General features: G+C 68.6%; 14 protein-coding genes. 1 reads left to right on the forward strand and 13 read right to left on the reverse strand.

Annotation, left to right across the window (positions count from 1 at the left end):
* Positions 1–88: 88 nt before the first annotated feature.
* The 6 genes from EV191_RS19340 to EV191_RS19360 all read right to left on the reverse strand — a co-directional run bounded on the left by EV191_RS19340 (position 89) and on the right by EV191_RS19360 (position 6,329).
* Positions 89–805 carry a ComF family protein gene (locus tag EV191_RS19340; protein WP_132878532.1) on the reverse strand — a complete coding sequence of 239 codons (717 nt, stop codon included), beginning with the start codon at positions 803–805 and terminating at the stop codon, positions 89–91.
* Between the two features lie 65 nt (positions 806–870).
* On the reverse strand, positions 871–2,661 hold the full coding sequence (locus tag EV191_RS19345; RefSeq protein WP_132878533.1) for an LpqB family beta-propeller domain-containing protein: 1,791 nt from the start codon (positions 2,659–2,661) through the stop codon (positions 871–873).
* A complete protein-coding gene (gene mtrB / locus EV191_RS19350; protein ID WP_132878534.1) occupies positions 2,658–4,472 on the reverse strand; it encodes an MtrAB system histidine kinase MtrB in 1,815 nt (604 codons plus the stop codon). The genes EV191_RS19345 and mtrB overlap by 4 nt, the downstream gene beginning before the upstream one ends.
* A 46-nt stretch (positions 4,473–4,518) precedes the next feature.
* Entirely contained in the window at positions 4,519–5,196 is a 678-nt protein-coding gene (mtrA, locus tag EV191_RS19355) for an MtrAB system response regulator MtrA (protein WP_132878535.1), read from the reverse strand.
* 240 nt (positions 5,197–5,436) lie between these two features.
* Entirely contained in the window at positions 5,437–5,568 is a 132-nt protein-coding gene (locus EV191_RS30840; protein WP_279388445.1) for a hypothetical protein, read from the reverse strand.
* Between the two features lie 104 nt (positions 5,569–5,672).
* Positions 5,673–6,329, reverse strand: a complete 657-nt coding sequence (locus EV191_RS19360; protein ID WP_132878536.1) for a dTMP kinase — start codon at positions 6,327–6,329, stop codon at positions 5,673–5,675.
* A 163-nt stretch (positions 6,330–6,492) separates the two neighbouring features.
* Between EV191_RS19360 and EV191_RS19365 the strand changes: the two genes are divergently transcribed.
* A complete protein-coding gene (locus EV191_RS19365; RefSeq protein ID WP_132878537.1) occupies positions 6,493–8,892 on the forward strand; it encodes a lipase family protein in 2,400 nt (799 codons plus the stop codon).
* A gap of 11 nt (positions 8,893–8,903) precedes the next feature.
* On the opposite strand, the gene EV191_RS19370 is transcribed toward EV191_RS19365, so the two are convergent.
* From EV191_RS19370 to EV191_RS19400, 7 genes are all read right to left on the reverse strand, one after another.
* Positions 8,904–10,226, reverse strand: coding sequence for a glutamate mutase L (locus EV191_RS19370; RefSeq protein ID WP_132878538.1), 1,323 nt, complete (start codon positions 10,224–10,226; stop codon positions 8,904–8,906).
* Positions 10,226–11,755, reverse strand: coding sequence for an amino acid permease (locus EV191_RS19375; protein ID WP_132878539.1), 1,530 nt, complete (start codon positions 11,753–11,755; stop codon positions 10,226–10,228). Before EV191_RS19375 ends, EV191_RS19370 begins: the two co-directional genes overlap by 1 nt.
* A 134-nt stretch (positions 11,756–11,889) precedes the next feature.
* Positions 11,890–12,825 (reverse strand): cation diffusion facilitator family transporter, encoded by a 936-nt coding sequence (locus tag EV191_RS19380; RefSeq protein ID WP_132878540.1) that lies wholly within the window; start codon positions 12,823–12,825, stop codon positions 11,890–11,892.
* Positions 12,826–12,921: 96 nt separating this feature from the next.
* Positions 12,922–14,202: a mannose-6-phosphate isomerase, class I gene (manA, locus tag EV191_RS19385; RefSeq protein ID WP_132878541.1), complete on the reverse strand. Its 1,281-nt coding sequence runs from the start codon at positions 14,200–14,202 to the stop codon at positions 12,922–12,924.
* A gap of 23 nt (positions 14,203–14,225) precedes the next feature.
* Complete coding sequence (locus EV191_RS19390) at positions 14,226–15,317, reverse strand: SIS domain-containing protein (RefSeq protein ID WP_132878707.1); 1,092 nt, start codon at positions 15,315–15,317, stop codon at positions 14,226–14,228.
* Positions 15,318–15,319: 2 nt separating this feature from the next.
* On the reverse strand, positions 15,320–15,556 hold the full coding sequence (locus EV191_RS19395; RefSeq protein WP_132878542.1) for a Trm112 family protein: 237 nt from the start codon (positions 15,554–15,556) through the stop codon (positions 15,320–15,322).
* A gap of 122 nt (positions 15,557–15,678) precedes the next feature.
* Entirely contained in the window at positions 15,679–17,052 is a 1,374-nt protein-coding gene (locus EV191_RS19400; RefSeq protein WP_132878543.1) for a phosphomannomutase/phosphoglucomutase, read from the reverse strand.
* Positions 17,053–17,118 lie beyond the last annotated feature (66 nt).

Genomic DNA, 17,118 nt, shown 5'->3' on the forward strand with positions numbered 1-17,118 from the left:
GTTTCCCACGGACGAGCGATCTCATACCCAACCAACGTGGACGGGCCGGTTTTCGGTTCCCCGCGCGGTTTTCCGCTTCACGCCAAGCTCACGGCCGGCGGCTGGTCGCGTCCCGACCGGTGGCCGCGACGGCCAGCACGAGACGCGGCGCGAGCCCCTCGGCGGCCAGCGCGGCGGCGCAGGATGCGGCGGTGGCACCCGTAGTAATCACGTCGTCCAGCAATATCATCCGAATTGATGAGTGCGTGACGTTCCGTAGGCAGTGCGCGCGGACGGTCACGCGACCGGCAAGGTTGGCCATCCGCGCGGTCCGGTCCAGGCCAACCGCGTCTCGCACGCCGCGACCGAGCGCGAGCAGCCTGGTCGCGCTCGCTGGCACGCCGGCGCTGGTCAGCGCGGCCGCGCAGGCAGCGGCCACTCTGGTCATATGCGCTCCGCCGCGCATCCTCGCCGCGCAGCGCCGGGACGGCGCGGGCACCAGCAGCCATTGGGCCGCACCAAACTCGGCACGATCCGGCGCGCGCGGCTGGCCCGGCAGCTTCAGCAACGCGCGAGCGAGCAGGTGGCCGAGCACCGCGCCGAGGTCGCGCCGCCCGCGCTCCTTGTAGGCCAGGATGAGTCGCCGGGTGGCACCGCGATACTCGCCGAGCGCGAACGCGGGGATCGGCAGTACGGCGCGCGAAACGGGGCGGGCGGAGCGCAACGGGCCAGCGCAGGCCGCGCAACAGTCGGTACCTGGCGCGCCGCATCCCGCGCAGCGCGGTGGGAACAGGACGCTCAGCGGGTTGACGTGGGTATCGGGCATTCCCCCACGCTGCCCGATACCCACGACGGTTCCGCGTCGTCCGCCGAACGAATGGGCCACACTAACTAACCGGGATAGAACGGGATGGCTTCCGCGCCCATATCGTAGGAGTGCGGGCGCCACACCTCACCGGTATCCGAGGCCATCGACATCCCGCCCGCGTCCACCGCGACCACCGGCCGGCCAGGCGCGGCGGTGATGCCGCGCATCGGCGGCGTCAGGTTGGACGAATCGAAGGTATCCAGACGAAGCCCATCCACCGGCAGCTTCACCACCGGCATACTGTTCAGACTGGTCGCGGCGACCAGCGTGTCCTGTCGCAGCCAGTCCGCGCCAACCACATGCGACAGCTTCTCCGGCTGCAACTGTCGAGGCGAACCCAGGTTGACCGCGCCCTGGTCATCGCGGTCCACCCCGGCGACTACCAACTTGCCGCCGGCCACCGCCGCCACCCTGGTGCCGTCCGGGGACAGCCGCAGCTCGGTGATCGGCCCGAACGCGTTCAGATCGGTGGCGTTCACCAGCGAGGTTCCCCATACGCCGTTCGGCTGCTCGCGCGCCCGGACGACCTGCTTGCCGTCCACCACGGTCCACACCTCGGTACTCGCCTCGCCGGATCCGAGGGTGGGTCGCCACGTCGGCCTGGTCATCGAGCGAGCACGCAGGTCCACCATGGACAGCTGCCCTTCGAGCGGCCCGATCCGCAACCGCGCGCCGTTACCCACCCGTTCCACGATGGCCAGCCGGTTCCCGTCGGCCGACTGCGCGGCACTGGTCATCGGGTACGCGCCCTCGCCTGCCGGCCCAGGAACCACCTCGCCGGTACTCAGCGAGGTCAGCTGGCGATCGACGAGCGCGAGGCCCGGCAGATCCGCCGCGGGGGCGGCACTGCTCGGCACCTGCACATCACCCGGGCGCCAGTCCTGCTTGCCCTCGACAAGCGGCGCACCATCGGAAAGCAGCCGGATCCGGCTGGGCGTCACCGGCTGCAGGGTGAGCACCACCTGCGCGGCAAGTAATCGCTTGGTTTCCTCGGGCAGCTCGCCCAACCCGGACAGCGGGACAACCAGCGCGCCGTCCTGGCTGTCGGTCACCGTGGTGCTCGTGGTGGCGCCGTCCGGGAGCATCGAGCGAACCGCACCGTTCATCGCGTTCGACGGACCATCGAGCAGCAGATCGATCACCCGCCGCGGCCGGTCCACCGTGGGTTCGCTGATCACATAGCGCAGGTCCGGCACCAGCACGTTGATATCCGGATCGTAGAAGTACAGCCGGATATTGAAGTAGTTCGAATTGAACTTGCTCAGCGTCGTGACGGTCTCCTCGGGCGGGTCGACCATCCGCCACTGACCGTCCTGTTGGCGGCGCAGGGTTACCGGTTCCTCGTAGGAGCCGACGCGCGGGGTAAACGCGCCATCGGCGCCAAGTTTGCCGACGTTGGTCCCGCGCAACATGATGATCTGCTCGTTGGGATCACTCGGCTGGTCCTCGTCGACCGCGGGCACCGTGCTGAAGGTGTCCTCGATGATCACCGGCCCGCTGCCCGCGCGCCATTCGCTGCCGGCCCGCTCGGACAGGTACACGCGCGCGGCCGCGTGGTTGTTGTTCGGTGCGCCGCTCGCCTCCACGAACCCGCGCACGATGTCCCGTGCCGGCAGGTCCTCCTTGGGTTGGTCCACCGGATCCGGTTCGGTGCGTGCCGCCGAATCGGCGTTGCCGACCGGTTGCGGCAGCGACTCGTCCGGAATCGTGGAACACGCCGTGCTGGCGAACAGCACGCCACCGAGCAACACGGCCAGCAGCCGCCGAGGGACACGGGTCCAGCGCACGGGCCGATTCGGGTTCGGCCGAGTCATCGAGCCTCCTCCCGCACGTCCTGCTCGGCTGCCAGCTCATCCGATCCGGCCGCATCCGGGTCGGCCGCATTGCGTTCGCCCCCATCGGGTTCGACCCCTTCTGGTTCGACCCCTTCTGGGACCAGCTCGCCGGCAACCACTTGCCCGTTCGTACCAGGGCCGAGCAGCCGGGGGCCGTCTGCCGGGCGCGCGCCGTCCGGGGGCAACTCGAGTGGGCTTTCCGTCATCTCCACGCCTACCACGCGCGGCAGCACCAACCGGAAGCACGCCCCCTCGCCGGGAGCTCCCCACGCCTCCAGTTTGCCGCCATGCAGCCGGGCGTCCTCGGCGCTGATCGCCAGCCCGAGGCCGGTACCACCGGTATGCCGGTTACGCGAGGGGTCGGCCCGCCAGAACCGGTTGAACACCAGCTCGGCTTCACCCGAACGCAATCCGACGCCGTAGTCGCGCACCGTGAACGCGATCGTGTGCTCGTTGTAGCCGAGCCGCAGCCGCACCGGACGCCCCTCGCCGTGGTCCACCGCGTTGCCGAGCAGGTTACGCAGGATTCGCTCCACCCTTCGCGCGTCGATCTCGGCGTTCACCTCGACGTCCGGCATCTCGAGCAGCAACTCGCTGCCCGCCGAGCCGGCGATGACGCTGACCTGCTCGGCGGCGCGCTCGGCGATCGGCCGCACATCGGTGGTCTCCGCGGCGAGCTCCTCGACACCCGCGTCCAGCCTGCTGATCTCCAGCAGGTCCCCGAGCAGCGTTTCGAACCGGTCCAACTCGTCCACCAGCAGTTCGGTCGAGCGAGCCAACCCGTCGGGGAACTGTTCCCTGGACGCGTGCAGCACATCGGCCGCCATCCGCACGGTGGTCAGTGGGGTGCGCAACTCGTGCGAAACGTCCGAGGTGAACCGGCGCTGCAACTGGCCAAACTCCTCCAGCTGCCGGATCTGCCGCTGAATGCTCTCGGCCATCTCGTTGTAGGACTGCCCGAGCCGCGCCACATCGTCCTCACCGACCACGCGCAATCGCTCATCCAGGTCACCGTCGGCGAAACGCTGCGCGGCCGCCGCGGCCTTGCGCACCGGCTGCACCACCTGGCGGGTCACCAGGTTGGTGATGCCGCCGAGGAGCAGCAGCAACGCCAGACCGCCGACGAGCAGCGTGTTCTGTACGACCGTGACGGTCGCCTGCTCGCCGGCGAGTGGGAACAGCAGGTACAGCTGAAGCGGGCGCATCGTGCTGGTGACCGGGGCGCCGACGACCAGGTAGGTCTTGCTGTTGTTCTCCGGACCCACGGTGTGCACCTGGGTGGTCATCTGCCCGGAGGCGACGAACCGGTGCAGATCATTGGATACCTGGTCGAACGGTCCCTGCCAGGAACGCTCCCCCGCGGGCACGTTCGGCCCGGCGTCGGCGAGCACCGGCTCGAAGGCACCGGCGGCCGATACCGCGGTGGTGTCCTCGGCCGCGGTGCTGCTTGTGATCTGGTTCAGCGTGCTGCGCAGCCGGTTGTCGATCGAATCGGTGCCCGGATCCATGCCGCTGAGTTCCCGCTCGGCGGTGGTCACGGCGTCGCGGGTCTGCGCGATCGCCGCGTTGCGCTTGGCATCCACCAGCCGTTCGGTGATCTGGCTCTGCAGCAGCATGCCGAGCACGAACACCACCGCGGAGGACAGCGCGAGGGTGGAGACGGTGACCCGGAACTGCACCGACCGCCGCCACACCAGGCCGACGGCAGCCCAATGCCGCCGGACGAAGGCGGCGAATCGCCCGGCAACCCGGACCGCGAAGCGGCCGGAGCGCGCGAGCACGTTACTCATGCCGACCCGCGTGTTCCCAGCCGTCGAACGGCCTCGCGGGGCCCGGTCACGGCGGTCCGGCCTTGTACCCGACGCCGCGTACGGTGAGTACTACCTCCGGATGCTCCGGGTCGCGTTCTACTTTGGAACGCAGGCGCTGGACGTGCACGTTCACCAGCCGGGTGTCCGCGGCGTGCCGGTAACCCCAGACCTGTTCGAGCAGCACCTCGCGGGTGAACACCTGGCGGGGTTTGCGGGCAAGCGCGACGAGCAGGTCGAACTCCAACGGGGTGAGCGCGATGGGCTCACCTTCCCTGGTTACCTCGTGGCCCGGCACGTCGATGGCGAGGTCGCCGATGGTCAGCGATTCGGCGGGTTCGGACTCGGTCCGGCGTAGCCGGGCACGCACCCTGGCCACCAGTTCCTTGGGCTTGAACGGTTTGACCACGTAGTCGTCCGCGCCGGACTCCAAGCCGAGCACGATGTCCACGGTGTCGCTCTTCGCGGTGAGCATGACGACCGGAATACCGGATTCCGCCCGGATCGCTTTGCACACGTCGATGCCGTTCATCCCGGGCAGCATCAGATCGAGCAGCACCAGGTCGGGCTTGAGTTCTCGCATCGCTGGCAACGCCCTCGTCCCGTCCGAGACAACAGCCGTTTCGAAGCCTTCACCACGCAATACGATCGTGAGCATCTCTGCGAGAGCGGGATCGTCGTCCACCACCAGAACACGCGCCTTCATACGAACATCGTTGCACTGGTCACCTACCGAATGCACAGCACCCGGGATATCCGCGCGCCGCGGGGTGCCTCGCTGGGCCACTCGGACCCCGTCACCCGGACGGGTAGCACAGCATCAACGCTGGATTCGAGCGTGCACGGTCGCGACGAGCCCACCCACGCCAACCTTAAAGATCGCGATCACGGAACGTAGCCACAAGATTCCCCAAGAACGCGGCTCGGTGGGCACCGGGGCAGCCGGTCAGAGCAGCAACAGGGCGGTTGTCGCCAGCGCGAGAAGCAACACCGCGAGTACGACCAGCAATATCAACAGCTCCCGCCGCGATCGCCGCGGCGGCCGATACAGGTATCTGCCCACGTGCCCAAGTCGCATTAGCGCGCTCCTCGACCGATCAGCAGATGTTACATCCATAATCAAAATGTCACTACGATGGAGCATAACCCGCTGGCGATCTTGTCGGGGGAGCTTCGCGAAAATCAGTATCCGGCGCGCTGGCCAAGCACTTCGGCGGCCAGCGTGGACACATCCGGTTCGATGGCGCCATCCACCACGTGCCAGGGGGCCAACCACCGCGCCTCGGCGAGCTCGTCGTAAACCCGCGCGCATCGCGCCTGCAGCTCGGCGTTCGATTCGTAGGCATCCCGGCTGCGTGCCGCGTCCGCGCGCTCACGCTGGCGGGCGCGCTGCCCGGCCACCTCCGGCGGCACCCGCAGCAGGACGTGCAGATCTGGCGCGGGCAGACCAAACCGCGCCACCTCGAGCTCATACAGCCAACTGACGAACGGGCCATCCGCCGGCTCGCCGAGCCGGGCGGCGCAGTATGCCGCGTTCGAGGCAACGTAGCGATCGAGCAGCAGCACGTCGTGTGTCGCGAGGGCATCCTGGATCTCGCCGATCGCATCGCGCCGGTCCAGCGCGAACAGCAAGGCCATCCCGTACACCGATTCGCTCAGGTCACCGAGCCGACCATGCAGTGCATCGGCGACCAGATCGGCATGTACCCCCGTTCCGTACCGGGGAAACGCGATCCGCGCGATGGTGGCACCCCGTTCGCGCAACGTCTCGGTGAGCTTGCCGGTGAGCGTGTTCTTGCCCGCTCCATCCAGCCCTTCCACGACTACCAACCGTCCCACGAGAGTGCACTGTAGTTCGCCGCCACACACGCTCGGTTGACCAGGCACGCCGCACGGGTGTTCCTCCGAACGTGGCAGACCAGCGGCAACTACCGTTGGCGGGTCGACGCGGACGAACTCCGCGCCGCGCGGGCAGCCGTCCATGGGTTAAGGAGCGAGGCGAGTGCAACTTCCGGGAGCCGACACACGGGTGGTGGAACTCCGGGTGCCCGGCGTCCGCGGGATGAGCGGGAACACGCTACTCGACGCCGTGGCTTCGGTCGAGGTCGGCGGCGACGGGCTCGGCAAGATCGTGCGTCCCGCGGATCGACTGCGCCGCCCCGCACCCGGTCCAACCCTGCAGGCCGAGGGCCGCACCATGCCGCGGACCCTGGAGGGTTACCAGTGGAACGCGATGACCAGTGGCGGCATCGGCAAAGCCACCTGGGCGCTGCTCTTCCCGTTCTCCCTGGCGAACATCGTGCACTGGATGCTGCCGCCAGTACCCGAAGGCAGCCGCGCGGCCCGAGGTTTCGCGGTGGTGTGCCGCGGTTTGCTGCGGCTGGCCGGACTGCTGCTGACCATGCTGTTCTCCGCCCAGCTGGCGGTGGTCAGTTTGAACATGCTCGCCGCGCAGTGCCTCGCCGCGGACACCGGTTGCCTGACCGCTGTCCCGGACTGGGTACGGCAGAGCGCACCGCTGCGCGCCGCGCTCGGCCTGCTGCCCCTGTTGCTAGTCGTTGGCTACCTGCACCGGGTCGCGAAGGTGAGCTGGCCGGTGCGGGACGTGGCGGACACCAGAGCCGACGCTCCCCGTGCCACTCGCTCCGGACCGGCCGCTCGACTGCCTGGCGACAACCTGACCGCTGACCCGGACACGCCAACGTTGCGCGGCCTGCACACCATGGCGGCGCTGGCGGTCATCACGCTGCTCACCGTCGGTGGTCCGCTGCGGATCCCGGAGACCCCCAGTGGCATGGCGCTCTGGTACGCGGCGGCGGTCATCCTGGTCGTGGCCGTACTCGGCACCGCGCTCCTTGACGATCCACGCAGCCTGCCGCCGCGTGGCGCCAGCCGGGTGCTGCGGGCGGTGCTGAACAAACCGATCAGGCGCACCCTGCTGACTCTCGCGGCCCTTTCGGCGCTCACGACGCCCGCGCTGCCGGACCCGCTGACCCTGACGCCTCGCGGCAGCAATGCCACGGTCGAGGTGATCGCGGCGGCGCTACTCGGCACCTGCGCGTTGTTCGCGATCGCGCTCATCCCGGCCGCCGTGCTCGGTAAGGCCAGCTGGGCTGGGTTACCGAGGCAGCTACGCGCGTGGGTAGGCGGGTGGGCAGCCGCACCGATGTTGGCACTGGCCGGCCTGCTCGGCGGTGGTTTCGGTGCGGGACTGGCGATCGCGCTGCGCCAGCTGATCGGCACCGATCAGCTGCGGCTGCCGGATGGCTACCAGACAATGACCCTGTTGTGGGGGCTCGGCGCCGCACTCGGCGTATTGATCGGCGGGGTACTCGCGCTGGCTACGCTGCTCATCCGCTGGCGGCGCCAGCGGACCGGCCGGGGTGCCGCCGAAGTACGGCTGCTGCACGAGGAAGCGCCCGTCGAGCTGCCGCAGGCTACGCGCGCCTGGCGCCAAGCTGGTTGGGAACGCCGGCATGCGCACCAGGTGGTGCTCGGCATCTCGATCGGGCTGAGTATCGGCGTCGGGATCGCCCTGGCGATGCGGTTGCGCGGGATAGCGACGCCGGCATGGGCGGATCCACTCGCCGCGTTTGGCGTCGCCGCGCTCGGTTTCCTCGCGGCCGGCTTGTTGCGTTCGGTCTATGTCGCGGCGACGAACCCGCGCAGCGCCCCGCATCTGCGCATCCTCGCTGATCTGGTGGGATTCTGGCCGCGGCAGGCGCATCCGATCGCGCCGCCGTGCTATGCGCTGAAGGTGATCCCGGAGCTCGCCGCGCGGGCGCGGGAACATCTCCGTGAGCCGAACACTCGGGTGGTGCTGGTTGGCGACAGCCTCGGTGGCGTTCTCGCGGTGATCGCGGCGGCACGTCTGGTGCGTGGGCTTCCCGAGGAGCAGCGCGAACGGCTCGGGGTGGTGACCGCGGGCGCGCCGCTGCAATGGGCATACAGCAGGGCGTTTCCTTCGGTCGTCCCGCCAACGGCGATGGCCGCCCTGTACGGCGCGCTGGACGGCCGGTTACACGCGCTCTGCCGGGGCAGTGATCCGTTCGGTGGGGCGGTGACCAGCTGGCAGCGCCAGGTCGTCGCGAACAAACTGCTCGGGTTCGGGTACCGGCGGGACGGCACGGTCGGCCCGCTGCCCGCCGGCGTGCGCGGCGCGCACGGCGCGCTGATCATCGGTGGTGATCACTGGCTGCCCGATCCGCAGCCAGCGCCGGTAGCCGGGCGACGCTGGGCGCCAGGAGTGTTGCGGCACACCGATTACAGTTCCGACCCGGAATGGGACGACGCGGTCGCGATGGCCGCGGGGTTGCGGCCGGCGGTGCCGGAGAACTCCCCGACCGGCGAGCAAACCCAGCTGTTCGGCCTGGGCGCCGCCCACCGCGGCCTGTTCCGCTGACCGCAAGATCCCTAAGGAACGCGGTCACGGGGTGTGGCCAGCTCGCCAAGCAGCCGGTCGGCAGCGGCCGGCAGGCCGCTATCCGCGAGCAAGCCCGCCGGCGCCAACACGTAGCGGCGATCCACCACCACCCGCGCCCCGCGCAACTGCGGGCGCAGCACCGGATCCTGCCGCAACATCGACTCGACCTCGGCAAGTTGAGCGGCACCGGCATGCCGGAACACCCCGCCGGAGAGCACGAGCACGGCCGCGCCGTGCGGACCGAGCCGACCATCGATCAACCGGAGATGCCGCCGCACGGCGAGAATCGTGGCCAGCCCAGCCATCCGCGCCTCTCTCGCCCGTTCCGCTTCCCCGACCAGACCGTCCACATCGCTCGCTCGGACCGCAGCGGCTTCGTGCAGCGCGGGATCCTCCTCGATCAGTCCTTCCGCGACGGCCTCGGCGACCAGTCCGGGCGCGGAGAACCGCATCCCGATATCACCCTCCACCGTCCGCCGGTCATCCGGCAACCGCACGCTCCTCGGCTGGGCGTCCACCTCGGCCGAACCAACCGCGGAGTACACGTCGGTGGTCGCCCCACCCACGTCCACCACAAGCACCGCGCCCTGCTCTGCCGCGTCCGGATTCGCCTGACCAAGCACGGAACCAAGCCTGGCGACCCCGGAAAGCACCGCGTCCGGCGTGACCGTACGCACCATCCGGCGGAACCGAGGATTGCCGGAAAGTCCCTTGCCGCCAATCACATGCCGCAGGAAAACCGCCCGGATCGCCTCGCGCGCCGGCGCCGGTTCGAGCTCACCGATATCCGGCAGCACGTTCGCGCAACCGAAAACCGTGCGGCCACGCAACAACTCCTCGGCCCGTTCCCGCGCGGCGATATTGCCGGCAAGCACGATCGGCACCCGCAACCGGTTCCGGGCGATGCGCGCGGCGTTGTGCAGCAACACTTTCTCGTCGCCATCATCGGTGCCACCGGTCAGCAGCAGGACATCCGGCTCGGCTGCCCGCAGCGCGGTGAGTGCGGGCCCGTCCAGCTCGCCCGCCGCGATGTGCACCACCTTGGCGCCCGCGGCGAGCGCGACGCGATGGCCGGCCTCGGCGCTGATCAACCGCTCCTGGCCAACAACCGCGAGACGCAGTCCACCACCGGCCGAGGAGCACGCCAGCGTCTCCGCGTCAGCGGCTGCCAACTCCTCGGTCACCGCTTGGACGCCGGCCAGCACATCGGGTCTGCTCGTCGGATGCTGCGCGCCGCCAAGGTAGTCGCCGGCTTCGTCGAGCAGCGCGGCCTTCGTCCACGTCGAACCGATATCCAGACACAGCCAACGCATCACGACGACTTGTCGGCACCGCTCGACTCGGCCTGCTCGGCCGCCTGCCGCTTGCCGAGCAACGAATGCCGCCGGCTGTAGGCGAAGTAGATGATGACCCCGAGCGCCATCCAGCCGAGGAAACGGACCCAGGTCAATGCGGTGAGGTTGAGCATCAGCCAGACACAGGCGATGATCGCCAGGATCGGGATCAACGGCATCATCGGCACCCGGAAGGTACGCGGCAGGTCGGGACGCCGCTTGCGCAGCAGCATGACACCCGCGGCCACCAAGGCAAAGGCGAACAGCGTGCCGATGTTGACCATTTCTTCCAACCGGTCCGCGGGGAAGAAGGTGGCGGCGAAGGCGATCATCGCGCCGATCACCATGTTGATCCGCCACGGTGTGCCCAGCTTGTTCGTCTTGGCCAGCCTGGTCGGCAACAACCCGTCCCTGGACATGGCGTAGAGCACCCGGACGAGACCGAGCAGTAGCACCATCACCACGGTGGTGAGCCCGGCCAGTGCGCCAATCGAGATGATATTGGCCGCCCAGTCCACATTGTGCAGTGCGAAGGCGGTCGCGAGCGTCTTGTGCTCGCCGTCGTCGCCAGTGGACAGGTCGGAGTAGTTCACCATTCCGGTCACGACGACCGATACCGCCACGTAGAGGACCGTGACGATCGCCAGCGTGCCGAGAATTCCCCGTGGCACCGACCGCTGCGGGTTCTTGGTCTCCTCGGCCGTGGTGGCGATGATGTCGAAACCGATGAAGGCGAAGAACACCAAGGATGCGCCGGCGAGCAGCCCGAACCAGCCGAACGTGCTGCTTTCCCCGCCGACAAGCAGCGAGAACAGCGACTGCTCCAGTGCCGCGCCGCCACCTTCGGACGCGCCTTCCGCTGGCGGAACGAAGGGCGAGTAGTTGTCCGCGCTGATGTAGTTGATACCGAGCACGACGATGAACAGGATGACCGCGACCTTGATCGCGGTGATCACCAAGCTCACTCTGGACGACAGTTTGGTGCCCAGGGTCAGCAGCACGACGAGTACGGCTACCAGCAGCAGCGCGCCCCAGTCCGCGGTCAGGCCGCCGAGTTGCACGGTAGTGCTCACTCCGTCGCCGAGGATCGCGGCCAGGCTGTCCTGCAGGTAGAGCGACCACCCCTTGGATACCGCGGCCGCGGCCACGGCGAACTCGAGGACCAGGTCCCAACCGACGATCCAGGCGAGGAATTCGCCGAAGGTGGCGTAGGAGTAGGTGTAAGCGCTCCCGGCGACGGGCACGGTGGAGGCGAACTCGGCGTAGCACAGCGCGGCGAGCCCACAGGCGACCGCGGCGAGTACGAACGCGACCGATACCGAAGGGCCGGTGAAGTCACCCGCGGTGCGCGCGGTCAGCGTGAAGATCCCTGCCCCGATCACGACCGCGACGCCGAACACGATCAGGTCCGCCGTGCTTAGATTTCGCCGCAGCTTCGTGGTTGGTTCGTCCGTGTCCCGAATCGACTGTTCGACCGACTTAGTACGCCACAAACCCGTTCCGGGCACCGTGCACCTCCTTGTGTCACCGGCGCGGGTAGCCGGCGGCGACACGGTAACCGGTCAGCCGGATTGTCACCACCCAATCCGGCAAAGTCCCCGAACACACCTCCCGGTAACCGCGATTTTCAAGGTTAGTGCGGTTACCGGGAGTGGTCGGTCGTTTCGGTCTCGCTCCGGTCCAGATCTGGTTCCAGATAGATCAACCTGGCGTCCGGCACGCTACCGCGCACCCGTTGCTCCGCTTCGTCGATCTCCTGGGCGACTTCGGCCACCGGAAGCCCGGGGCGCAGCGCGATCTTCGCCGCGATCAGCAGCTCATCCGGGCCGAGGTACTGGGTGCGCAGATGGATGATCCGCCGCACCCTGCCACCAACCAGCTGGGTGTTGATCACCTCGAGCACCGATTCGGTCGCGCCCTCACCGATCAGCAGGCTCTTCATCTCGATGATCAGGACGATCGCGATCACCCCGAGCAGCGCACCGATCATGATCGTGCCAACCGCGTCCCAGACCGGATCCCCGGTCGCCACGGTGAGACCGACACCGAACAGCGCGAAGATCAGGCCGAACAACGCGCCCGCGTCCTCGAGCAGCACCACGGGCAGTTCCGGCTGCTTCGACTGGCGAATGAACTGCCACCAGCTGGCACCGCCCTTGATCCGCGCGGATTCCACGATCGCGGTGCGGAAACTGAAGATCTCCAGCCCGATCGCGATCACCAGGATCACCACGGCGACCAGTGGTGACTTGAGCTCCTCCGGTTCGGCGAGCTTGTGGATCCCTTCGTACAGCGCGAAAACCGAGCCCAGGGAGAACAGCATCAGCGCGACCACGAACGAGTAGAAGTAGCGATCTCGGCCATACCCGAACGGATGGGTGCTGCTTGCCTTGCGTCGCGCGGTCCGCTTACCGAGCAACAACAATCCCTGGTTCGACGTGTCCGCCACGGAATGCACGCCCTCGGCGAGCATCGCGGACGAGCCGGTAATGGCAAACCCGACGAACTTCGCTATCGCGATTCCGGCATTTGCCGCCAAAGCGGCGAGAATGGCTTTAGTACCGCCTTCTGCGGACACGTCATCTCCTCGAACCCAATGAATAGGACCGCGCAAAGATTAGACCGAAAACGTCCGCGCCACCCGGCGGGTCACAATTCTGGTACCCGGAAAAGCTCAGCCGGTCGCGGCGAGCCCATCGGTCGCCCGGAAGACCTGTGTTGGCGCCGAACCAAACGGGCGCAACACGACACTGGGGTCGCTTGCCGCCAGCCACATCGACTGTCCTCTCCGGAGCACCAGCTCGCGGTTCCTGGCGGAAACCCGTACGGCACCTTCGGTGCACAGCAGAATCTGTGGTGTGCCAGCGGCAATCGGCACCTCGGGCCCGGTGCGGGACTGGCTGCCGTTACCTTCGGCATGCGCGGCCGAGAATTCCGCGGCCGGCCAGGACATCCGGGACAGCTCGAACTCCGGCGTAGCCGTGCGGTACACCCGCAGCCCGTCCGTCGCACACGGCTCGCCGCGCAGAATCGGCATATCGCCACACCGGAAATCCAGCACCCGCAACAGTTCCGGAACATCCACGTGTTTTGGCGTCAGGCCACCACGAAGAATATTGTCCGAATTCGCCAGAATCTCGACCGCGGTACCGCGTAAATAAGTGTGCAGGTTTCCCGCCGGCAGGTGAATCGCCTCGCCGGGACCGAGCACCAAGCGGTTCAACAACAGCGCCGCGAGGACCCCGGCGTCGCCAGGGTGTAGTTCACCGAGTTCCAGTACGGTCCGGCACTCCAGACCGAACTCGCCACCGTCCTTGATGTGTTGCACGCAGGCATCCAGCAGCTCGGGAAGCAGCTCGTCCAGCGCCGGCTGCGGCAGGGTGATCCAGGTGGTGAACAGGGCGCGCATCCCGTCCGCGTCCGGTTGATCGGCGAGCAGCGCGATATGCGGCGCGAGGCCCGGCGTCTGTACCGCCCTGAGCAGCTCCACGGTGCGGCCGGGGTCACGGAATCCGGCCAGCGCGTGGAATTCGGTCAGCGCGCAGAGCAGTTCCGGTTTCGCGGTGGGGTCCGGATAGTTGCGGTTCTTCGCATCGCGCGGGATCCCGGCCGCGTCCTCCCTGGCGAATCCCTCGGCCGCCTGTTCCGCGGACGGATGCGCCTGCATGCTCAGTGGCTCATCGGCGGCAAGGATCTTCAGCAGGAAGGGCAGCCGGTCGCCCCACCGCTCGGCGCACTGGCTGCCGAGTTGCCGCACGGGATCGGCCTCGACCAGTTCGAGCAGCGAACGTTCGGTGCCATCCGAGGCGATCAGCTGGGAGGGATCGCCGGGATGCGCCCCCATCCACAGTTCGGCCTCCGGATGCGGCGCGGGCACGGGCCGGCCGAGCAGTTCGGAGATAGTCGTGCGCGAACCCCAGGCATAGGGGCGCACGGCACCTCGCAACAACTCCACTTCGTCTCCAGTCCCCTCCCGGATCAGCGCTGGCCAGACGGCAGCCCAGCACCGACGTTACCGGTCGCCAGCCCCAGGTAGAGCGCGGCCAGTTCGAACCGCAGCGCGAGCACCGCGGCACAGGTTGCCTCGTCGGCGGCCAGCTCGGTGGCCACTTCCGCCGATGGTGCCAGCACATCGGCGGACGGCAGCGCGTCGCTGGCCAGCACCCGCAGCGCGGCCGTGGCCTCGTCGGAGCGTGCGGTGAGCAACAGCACGCGCAGCCGGGAATCGGGCCCGTCCAGGTCGGGGTCGGCGAACAGGCTCTCCGGGGAACCACCGCGTACCGCGCCACGGTGCAGCGCGGTTCGAGCACGCGCCTGCGGATAGTCGGAAACGTCACAGACCGTCTCGGTGAACTCGCCGAGCACGTAGGCCGCGTGCCGGGCGGTCGCGGTGGCCACCGCGTCCAGTCCCCACAACAGCGGGGTGTGTTCGGCCAACCGCAGGGTAAGCGATTTCGCTGGGTTCACGAAGGACTCATGCGCGAGATGGTCGCGCTCGGCTTCGCGGTCCAGCTCGTCGGCAAGCGCGGCGACGTCGGTGCGCAGCAGTCCAAGGGCGTTCAGGGTCAGCAGGCCGGAGGTGAGCACCCGGGCAGCGCCGAGCCCCGCCGGCACGTCGACGACCGGGGGCAGCAACAGCGCCCCGCCAGCGGCCGCGGCGGCCACCGGACCTTCCTGCGGCGCGGTGAGCACCACCGTGGCGCCGTACCGTACGGCCCTGTCGATGAAGATCGCGAGCTCGCGATCGCCCTCGTCGTCCGCATGTGCGAGCACGACGTCCAGCGGACCGATCCAGCTGGGCAGCACATCGGTGCACACCACGGGAACCGGGCAGCCAGGGCCGAGCAGCGCGGCGAGTATCCGGTGCACCGCGGGGGCTACTCCTGGCCGCCCGAGTAGCACCAGCGCGCGGGGCTTGCTGCCCTCCAGCGCGGCGGTGAGTCCCAGCCGCTCGGCCGTCTCCATGGTGGAGCGCACCTGGGCCCCGGCTCGCGCGACCGCGAGTAGCAGCCCTTCGGTGTCGGCCTCGGTGAGACCGGTCGGATCATCCAGTAGCGCGTCGTCGAACACGGTCAATCCTGCTCGTCACCGGATTCCGCGGCCGCCGGCTGCTCGTCGCTCGGACCGCCCGTGGCCTCGTCGAGCAACAACACCGGGATACCGTCTTGCACTGGAAAGATCCTGCCACAGGAGGTGCAGGTCAGCGCGTCCGCCTCGGCGTCAGTCGGGCTGCCGACGGCGAGCGGCGCGTGCTCCGGACACGGGCAGGCCAGGATCTCCAGCAGCTGCTGATCGAGCTGGACGGCCACGGTTCCTCCTCGTTGTGCGTTCCTTCGGCCTATCGGGTCTGTCCCCAATATGGCACCTATCGGCTACCCGTGGGCGGCCACCAACCGCAATATCGTTCAGGAATGCGGTTGCTCAGCGTGCCTCAGCCACGCACGATCGCCAGCACTTCATCGGTCAACGCCCGCACCGCCGGCACGTCGGCCGCCTCAACGTTGAGCCGCAGCAGCGGTTCGGTATTCGACGGACGCAGATTGAACCACGCGCCCTCCGGAAGCTGCACGGTGAGCCCATCGAGCTCGTCCACCTGGACGCCGGGCCGGGTGGCGAACGCCTCGCGTACCGCGCGCATCCGGTCCCGCTGATCGGTGACCGTCGAGTTGATCTCGCCCGATGCGGCGTAGCGGTCGTATCCGCCGGTGAGCTCCGACAGCGGGGTGGCCTGGGTGCCGAGCGCGGCGAGTACGTGGAGCGCGGCGAGCATTCCGGTGTCTGCCCGCCAGAAATCGCGGAAGTAGTAGTGCGCCGAGTGTTCCCCGCCGAAGATCGCCCCGGTTTCGGCCATCGCCTCTTTGATGAACGAATGCCCAACGCGCGTGCGCACCGGGGTACCACCGTGCTCGGCGACGATCTCCGGCACGGCCTTCGAGGTGATCAGGTTGTGGATGACGGTGGGCGACTGCTCACCGGCCGCGGTGGCCTTGGCCAGCTCGCGGGTGGCTACCAGCGCGGTGATCGCGCTTGGTGACACCGGCTCGCCGCGCTCGTCGACCACGAAGCAGCGGTCCGCGTCGCCGTCGAAGGCAAGCCCCGCGTCCGCGCCGAGCTCACGGACCTTTGCCTGTAGGTCGACGATGTTCTTCGGGTCGAGCGGATTGGCTTCGTGGTTCGGGAACGTGCCGTCCAGCTCGAAGTACATCGGCCGGACGTCCACCGGTAGCCCGTCGAAAACGGAAGGCACGGTGTGTCCGCCCATCCCGTTGCCGGCGTCCACCACGACGCTCAGCGGCCGGCTTCGCGCCAGCTCCGGCACCATGCCGCGCAGGTGCGCGGCGTAGTCGGCAAGCATGTCCCGCTCGGTCAGCGTGCCTTGCTCGCCCTCGTGGTCAGGGACGCCGGCGGTGACCTCGGCGGCGATCGTGTCCAGCCCGCTGTCCTGGCCGATCGGCGCGGCGCCGGCACGGCAGAGCTTGATGCCGTTGTACCGCGCGGGGTTGTGGCTCGCCGTGAACATCGCGCCGGGCAGGGATAGCTTGCCGGAAGCGAAGTACAGCATGTCGGTGCTCGCCAGGCCGATGCTGATCACGTCAACGCCCTGCGCGCGCACGCCGTCCGCGAACGCGGTGGCCAGCCCCGGCGAGGAGTCGCGCATATCCATGCCGATCACCACGGCGGGCGAGTCCGCGCGGACCAGTCTCGCGAACGCGGCGCCGAAGGCGGTAACGAGCTCCTCGTCGAGCTCCGTGCCTACCAAACCGCGAATGTCGTAGGCCTTGACGATGCTGGACAGCTCACGCACGTACGTCTCCCTGGGGTCACCTCGAGCAGTACGGGCAGAGCCTACTGAACCAGCCGCGCCGCGCTG

This window comes from Tamaricihabitans halophyticus (genome assembly GCF_004340875.1).
Taxonomy (GTDB): Bacteria; Actinomycetota; Actinomycetes; order Mycobacteriales; family Pseudonocardiaceae; genus Tamaricihabitans; species Tamaricihabitans halophyticus.

Bases quoted from the DNA above. Each gene is read 5' to 3' on its own strand.
- EV191_RS19340 (WP_132878532.1), bottom strand. From the start codon at position 805: ATGCCCGATACCCACGTCAACCCGCTGAGCGTCCTGTTCCCACCGCGC.
- EV191_RS19345 (WP_132878533.1), bottom strand. From the start codon at position 2,661: ATGACTCGGCCGAACCCGAATCGGCCCGTGCGCTGGACCCGTGTCCCT.
- mtrB (WP_132878534.1), bottom strand. From the start codon at position 4,472: ATGAGTAACGTGCTCGCGCGCTCCGGCCGCTTCGCGGTCCGGGTTGCC.
- mtrA (WP_132878535.1), bottom strand. From the start codon at position 5,196: ATGAAGGCGCGTGTTCTGGTGGTGGACGACGATCCCGCTCTCGCAGAG.
- EV191_RS30840 (WP_279388445.1), bottom strand. From the start codon at position 5,568: ATGCGACTTGGGCACGTGGGCAGATACCTGTATCGGCCGCCGCGGCGA.
- EV191_RS19370 (WP_132878538.1), bottom strand. From the start codon at position 10,226: ATGCGTTGGCTGTGTCTGGATATCGGTTCGACGTGGACGAAGGCCGCG.